We start from the raw sequence: 6,457 nt of genomic DNA, 5'->3' as shown, positions 1-6,457 counted from the left end.
AGAGCTACTTAAATTCTCAAAATTTCGATGGCCTTATGCTAAGCAACGAGCGGCAAATTCTATCTTGCGAGAGCGCGCTTACAGCTCTTAAAAACGCGAGCGAGCGCCTGGCTTGCGGCGAGCTTGAACTTTTTGCATTTGAGATAAATCGCGCGATTGAGGCGATTGCACGTATTTCGCGTCCATTTGAGCGAGACGAAATTCTAGACGAAATGTTTAGCAATTTTTGCCTCGGCAAATAGCGTTTTAGCTACTAATTAGCCAAAATTCAATATAATCTCGCATTTAAAACGAGGTCTTTATGAAGGAAAAAATCCAATATTTTTTGGCGCTGTGTCTGATAAAATTTGCAAAATTCGCGCCGAAAAGCTTCATATTCGCATTTTTCGATAAGCTCGCACTTTTTGCATCGTGGAAGCTTAGTAGGCGCGTTAAAGTCGCACAAGACAACCTTCGCGCCGCCTATCCGCAAAAAAGCGAAAGTGAGCTTCACGCTCTTGCGATCGATAATTTTCGCAGTATCGCTAGGACGCTTACCGACACGCTTTTATTTTACAACGGCAGACTAAAATTTGATGATCTGATTTCAAACGGCGAGCAGGCGCTAGAGCGCGTCCGAAAGCTAAAAGGTGATAATCCGCACGGGATTTTATTTTTTACCGCGCATTTTGGAAATTGGGAAATTTTAGCTAATTTTTTCGGTGCCAATGGCTTTCCCGTCTCGGTAGTCGGGCGTCGCAGCGATAATGAGTTGATCGAGGAGCGGCTAGTGGCGCCGTTTCGCGAGCGCTACGGCAACGACCTCATTTACAAGGACGATGCGATGCGCAGGCTCGTGCAGGCGCTAAAGCAGGGGCGCAACGTAGGCATTCTGCCCGATCAAAAGCCGGGCCCTAAAAACAGCCTGATTACGACCTTTTTTGGACGGCAGTGCTACACCACGAAGACCATCGCGTCGCTTTATTTGAAATTTCATCCCGTGCTGATCCCGATCTTTGCGCGCCGCGGAGAGGATGATCGCTATGAGATCGTGATTAAGGATTTTCCGCCACTACCTGAGGGGCTAAATAAGGACAAAGCCGAGCTGTTTATCACGCAAAAGTGCAACGACATTTTCGAAGAGGTCGTGCAAACCGCGCCGCAGCAGTGGTTTTGGATACACAAACGATGGAAGATGGACTGATGGCGTGGCAAATTTCAAGAGGCGAGAGCAGACGGGGCATCGCGAGAAATTTATCCGCGCCGCAGAGCTCGCGCCTTTTTGCAAAAGAGCAAAGTGCCGTAAATTTAAGTAACGCCGCGCGCGCCGTTAAAATTTTAAATCGCGAAAATTTCGTAGCGATCGCCGCCGCGCGAAAGGACAAAAATTCGGACTTCAAAAATTTCATATCGTTTTGCGGCAGCCCCTCTTGCACTTTGCGGCGCGAAAGCTTTAAAGGTAAAAATTTAAGATCGGGCGCTTCAGACTGGGCGTGGCGCGCAGGCGGCGGCTCTCTAAATTTAAACAGCGAAAGCTCCTGCGCAAATCCGCCCACCACTCACAATCCGCATCGAAAAGCACTCATCTTAAGCGACGGCCGCAAGGGGCACGAGAACCAAAGCATCGCATTTTGCGAGCTAAGAGGGCTTGAGTTTTGCATTTGCAAGATCGCTTACGCAAACAAGCTTCTTAAACTATGCTCCTACGCGCTTGATTTTTTCGGGCTTTATTTTAAAATTTTTAAGTGCGACCTCAATGGGGGCGGCACGGCGACGGACCGTAAAAACGGATCAAATTTAAATAATACCTCTTTAAACAGCCCCGCTGCATCAGATAGCGCAAATTTAGATGCCACGCCGAATGGCACCAATTCAGATGCCGTATCATATAGCGCAAATTTAGACGCTGCATCAGATCGCAATTTAAATTTCGCAGATTTCGATCTATTTGTAGGCGCGGGCTCTACGATCTATTACGCGCTGAAATTTTACGCGCGCAGATACACTAGGCCGAGTATAGCACTAATGTATCCGAAGGGCTACCGCAAGGATTTTAGCGTCATCATCGCAGGCGCGCATGACCGCCCAAAGCCGCGCGCAAATCTTAAAATTTCGCCCGTCTCGCTTAGTTTTTCGCGCCCGCAGGGGCTGTATCAGCCGCAGCGTAAATCCATCGGATTTATCATCGGCGGGCCGAATTCCTGCTTTGAGATGGGGGATGAAATTTTAAAGCAGATCGAGGGCGTAAGGGCGCAGTTTGCGGACTGCGAGTTTGCGCTAACGACCTCTCCGCGCACGCCGAGGGCTACCGAGAGCGCGCTAGAAAAGCTTGGCTGGGATTACAGCGTGATTTATAGCCGCGAGCCCGTAAATCCGATCGGCGATTTTTTGGCGCAGTGCGAGTGGGTCTTTATCAGCGAGGACAGCGTCTCGATGATAAGCGAGGCTGCATCTAACGGGAGCGCGAACGTGGCTATTTTGAGTTTAAAACGCAAAGACGCTCATAATAAATTTGACGATTTTATAAGCGCTCTCGTTTCTACGGGTCACGCTAGGCGCTATGACGAAACGTTAAAAAAGACCGCGAAGTATGATCTTAAGGCATTTGTGAGGGAGATAAAAATATGAGGGTCGTGCAAATCCTGCCCGAGCTGAACGAAGGCGGCGTCGAGCGCGGCGTAGTCGAGCTAAATAGAGAGTTTGCGCGGCGAGGCATCGAAAATTTCGTTATCAGTAACGGCGGCAAATTGGCGCCCGAAATAGAAAAAGACGGCGGCGTGCACGTACAGCTCGACGTTTGCTCCAAAAATATCCTAAGCGTTGCGGCGCGCGTTTTAAAGCTGCGTAAAATTTTAAGCAGGATCGCTCCAGACATCGTGCATGTCCGCTCCCGCGTGCCGGCGTGGCTGGTTAAATTTGCTCGCCCGCGTGCAAAGATCGTAAGCACCGTGCATGGGATAAATTCCGTAAATTTCTACAGCAAAATCATGACGGATGCGGACGCGATCATCTGTCCTAGCGGCTACGCGCGCGATCACGTGGTGCGAAGCTATGGCGTAGATGCAGCCAAGATCACGATCATTCCGCGCGGCATCGATCTAGAAAAATTTAATCCAAAAAATTTAGACGAGCGCTTCATCGCGGAATTTAGACAGAATTTTAATCTCGCGCAGGATGATTTCATCGTCTCGGGCGTTGGGCGCATCACGCAGATTAAGGATTACAAAACCCTGATCCGCGCCGCGGCTTTGGCGAGCGAACAAAAGCTTAAAATTTTAATCGTAGGCGGCGTAAGAGCGGATCGCGACGAGTATTTTTCCGAGCTAAAATCGCTCGTAGGGGGGCTTGGCCTGGGCGAGCGCGTAATTTTTACGGGCTCGCAGAGCAAGGTAGCCGAAATTTACTCGCTCTCGTCGGTCACAGTAAGTGCTTCGAGCAAGCCCGAGAGTTTCGGGCGTTCGATGGCTGAGGCGATCGCGCTGAACTGCCCCGTGATCGCGACCCGCCACGGCGGCGCACTAGATATCATAAAAGAGGGCGAAAACGGCTATTTTTTTGACGCGGGCGATGCGCAGGCGCTGGCGGGGCTGTTTGCCCCCGCACGCGAGCTGAAATTTGACGGCTACGGCTACGTTTCGCAAAACTTCAGCCTAGAGCAGATGGTAGAAAAAACGATAAAGGTTTATGAGAGTTTAATATGAAAAATTTTTTTTACGAAAACGGCGCACTTAGCGGCTGGAGGATCACATTTTTAACGCTGCTGCTTCTTTGGTGCGCGTCGCTATTTTTTAAAAACGCGGTCTATCAGATCTCCTTCGCGGCGCTAAGTCTGGCTACGATACTAAGCTTTTTGGCCTATCGCATGAGGATTGAGCGATGATCTACGCGGCGCTTTTGGCTTTTGCGGCGCTTTTTGCGTGGTTTTGCCTGCGCTTTGCGTGGTGGGCGAAGGACCAACCTTACGAGTATCCGCGCGTGCTGATGTATCATATGATCCGCGAGCATCTGCCAAAGCGCGCCTCTAAATTCAACCGCCTGCGCGTGACCCCCACCGCGTTTGAAAAACAGCTTGCGTGGCTGAAGCGAAACGGCTTTACGAGCTATACTTTAAGCGAGCTTGCAAGCTTGGGCAGCAAGCCTGCAAAGGCGGTTTGCATTACCTTCGACGACGGGTATCGCGATAATCTTACGGGTGCCCTGCCTCTTTTGCAAAAATACGGCTTTAAGGCGACGATTTTCATCGTGAACCGGCGCTTTGACGGGAATTGGGCGACCGATAAGGATCTGAAAAAATCAAGCGACGAGCTAAATCGCGAGGAGATGCTAAGCGACGAGGAGGTTCGCGAGCTTTTGCGAAGCGGGCTCATCGAGATCGGCTCGCATACGCTCGATCACGCAAACTTGCCTAGCCTGGATCCGCAAGAGCAGCTGCGTCAGATGAGCGAATCAAAGCGCGAAATAGAGGCGAAATTTGACATTTCTTGCAGCGCCTTTGCCTATCCGTTCGGCTTTTATAACGAAATTAGCGTGCGCTGCGCGCGCGAGGCGGGCTTTAGTTGCGCCGTTACGACGCAAAACGACGTGTTGCGCCCCCACTACTCAAATTTTGAAATTCCGCGCATCATGGTTAGCGGCAGGCAGGGGCTTTTTAGCTTCATTTTGAAGATGAAGAAGGGCAGAAATAGATGAAAATCGCCTATCTTTGCTGCTCCAGATTTTACGGCGGCGTCGAAAAGATCGTGATCGACTCGCTAAATGAGCTTTGCAAAAGCGAGCAGGCGGCGCTCATCGTGCCCGATAGATGCGAGTTTTTGCAGCGTCTGGATGCTCGCGTGCAAATTTATGAATACAAAAGCCGAGACAAGCGCTACAATCCATTTTTGTTCGCTGAAATTTATCGGTTTTTACGCTCGGGCGGATTTGAAATTTTACATTCGCACGGCGCTAAAGCCGCGCAGATCGGCTTCGTGGTCGAAAAATTTTTAAATCTTAAGCTTGTCGCGACCAAACACAACGACCGCAAAGCGCCCGTTTTCGATCGCGTGCGAAACGTCATCGCAGCCTCGCGCAAGGTCGCAACCACGATAAATCACGCCGCGAAGGTGATATATTTCGGCATAGAGCCGCGACAGGAGTTTGCAAATCGTGAAATTTACGCGCGCTGCAAGGACTTGGAGGGTGCCGCAAACGAAGCGCTCAAGGAAACAAAGGACGCGCGCAGCGACTCGGCTGGCGCTGCGGGTGCGTCGCAAAATATGGCTGACGCTGCGTACACGTCGCAAGATATACCTGGCAGGGCGGGTGTGTCGCAAGATAGGGCTTTGGATGCGGACGCATCGCAAAATAAGACTAGTAGCGTATTCATATCGCAACAGAGCGCAAGCGCGGCGGCGGAAAATTTTAAATTTAGCATCGTCGCGGTCGGCAGGCTCGATAAGATTAAGGGTTTTGATCTTTTGATCCGCGCCGCAAGCGAACTGAAATTCGATTTCGAGCTTAAAATTTACGGGCAGGGCGGCGAGAGGCAAAATTTGCAAAATTTAATCGATTCGCTAAAATTGCAGGACCGCGTGCGGCTATGCGGCTTTTGCGACGATGTTGCGGCTGCGCTTGCCGCATCGCACCTGCACGTCATCAGCTCGCGCAAGGAGGGCTTTCCGGTGATTTTGATCGAAGGTATTTTTTATTCGCCCGTGCTGATATCTACCCGCGTGGGCGGAATTTCGGAAATTTTAAGCGAGGAGTTTTTGTATGAACCGGCGGATCTGGGCGCTAAGATCGATGAAATTTATCGCACTTACGACAAATACGCACGGGCTTTTGCGCAAAAACACGCCGGTCTTAAGCAAACTTTGACGCTGCAAAATTATATTAGCTCGCTTAAAAATTACTACGAGGAGCTGTTATGCGAAGCCTAAATTTAGGCAAAGTAGCGATTAATGGATGATACATATTTATCAGTTTGGCGTATTTTGGGCATAAATTTAGTCTTGTAAATGCTTGATAATAATGTTATAATCCCGAAATAAAGGATAAAGATGTCTAAATTAGACGAAGCAAAAGAAAGATTGATGACGCTTAGATTTTGGTTGGGCATAATCGTCGGGCTAATGATTTCGCTTGGCGGTTGGTTACTAAATAACTACGAAACGGCAAAAGCATTTATTTTGATTTTAAGCGGATTAGGAATGATTGCTTTGTGTTTTGCTCTAGTGCTGGTTAATAGGAAAATTGAAAAAAAGTATAAAGAAATACGAGAGTTAAAAAAGTAGGAGGGTAGAGATATGGTTGGTTATATAGTAGTTTGCGTGGTGATTTGTAGCTTTGTTTTTGCTGCCTTTTTGGGTGCACAGTCTGACGATGCGGCGGCGTAATCAAAAACAGTATGCTATAACTTTTTACTTTCGATGCTAATTGCTTAAACAAAGGCGGTATGGGATTGCTAAATTTTTATACCGCTATTATTAAATTTGGATGA

General features: G+C 49.0%; 7 protein-coding genes and 1 pseudogene. All 8 read left to right on the top strand.

Going from position 1 to position 6,457, the window contains the following annotated elements; all coding sequences use genetic code 11:
• Positions 1-242, top strand: a pseudogene (locus Q0340_RS04270) (tRNA uridine-5-carboxymethylaminomethyl(34) synthesis GTPase MnmE); the annotation flags it as partial.
• A 59-nt stretch (positions 243-301) separates the two neighbouring features.
• Positions 302-1,183: a lysophospholipid acyltransferase family protein gene (locus Q0340_RS04265; protein ID WP_298082302.1), complete on the top strand. Its 882-nt coding sequence runs from the start codon at positions 302-304 to the stop codon at positions 1,181-1,183.
• A complete protein-coding gene (locus Q0340_RS04260) occupies positions 1,153-2,607 on the top strand; it encodes an ELM1/GtrOC1 family putative glycosyltransferase (protein ID WP_298082301.1) in 1,455 nt (484 codons plus the stop codon). The genes Q0340_RS04265 and Q0340_RS04260 overlap by 31 nt, the downstream gene beginning before the upstream one ends.
• Positions 2,604-3,680, top strand: a complete 1,077-nt coding sequence (locus tag Q0340_RS04255) for a glycosyltransferase family 4 protein (RefSeq protein ID WP_298082300.1) — start codon at positions 2,604-2,606, stop codon at positions 3,678-3,680. Before Q0340_RS04260 ends, Q0340_RS04255 begins: the two co-directional genes overlap by 4 nt.
• Positions 3,677-3,859 carry a hypothetical protein gene (locus Q0340_RS04250; protein ID WP_298082299.1) on the top strand — a complete coding sequence of 61 codons (183 nt, stop codon included), beginning with the start codon at positions 3,677-3,679 and terminating at the stop codon, positions 3,857-3,859. Before Q0340_RS04255 ends, Q0340_RS04250 begins: the two co-directional genes overlap by 4 nt.
• Positions 3,856-4,668: a polysaccharide deacetylase family protein gene (locus tag Q0340_RS04245; RefSeq protein ID WP_298082298.1), complete on the top strand. Its 813-nt coding sequence runs from the start codon at positions 3,856-3,858 to the stop codon at positions 4,666-4,668. The genes Q0340_RS04250 and Q0340_RS04245 overlap by 4 nt, the downstream gene beginning before the upstream one ends.
• Positions 4,665-5,897, top strand: coding sequence for a glycosyltransferase (locus Q0340_RS04240; protein ID WP_298082297.1), 1,233 nt, complete (start codon positions 4,665-4,667; stop codon positions 5,895-5,897). The genes Q0340_RS04245 and Q0340_RS04240 overlap by 4 nt, the downstream gene beginning before the upstream one ends.
• 120 nt (positions 5,898-6,017) lie before the next feature.
• Positions 6,018-6,251 carry a hypothetical protein gene (locus Q0340_RS04235; protein WP_005873211.1) on the top strand — a complete coding sequence of 78 codons (234 nt, stop codon included), beginning with the start codon at positions 6,018-6,020 and terminating at the stop codon, positions 6,249-6,251.
• The last annotated feature ends 206 nt before the right edge of the window (positions 6,252-6,457 follow it).

Source organism: uncultured Campylobacter sp., from assembly GCF_938045595.1.
GTDB lineage: Bacteria > Campylobacterota > Campylobacteria > Campylobacterales > Campylobacteraceae > Campylobacter_B.
The sequence above is the reverse complement of the archived record's forward strand: the minus strand, read 5'-3'. Positions and strand labels throughout refer to the sequence as shown.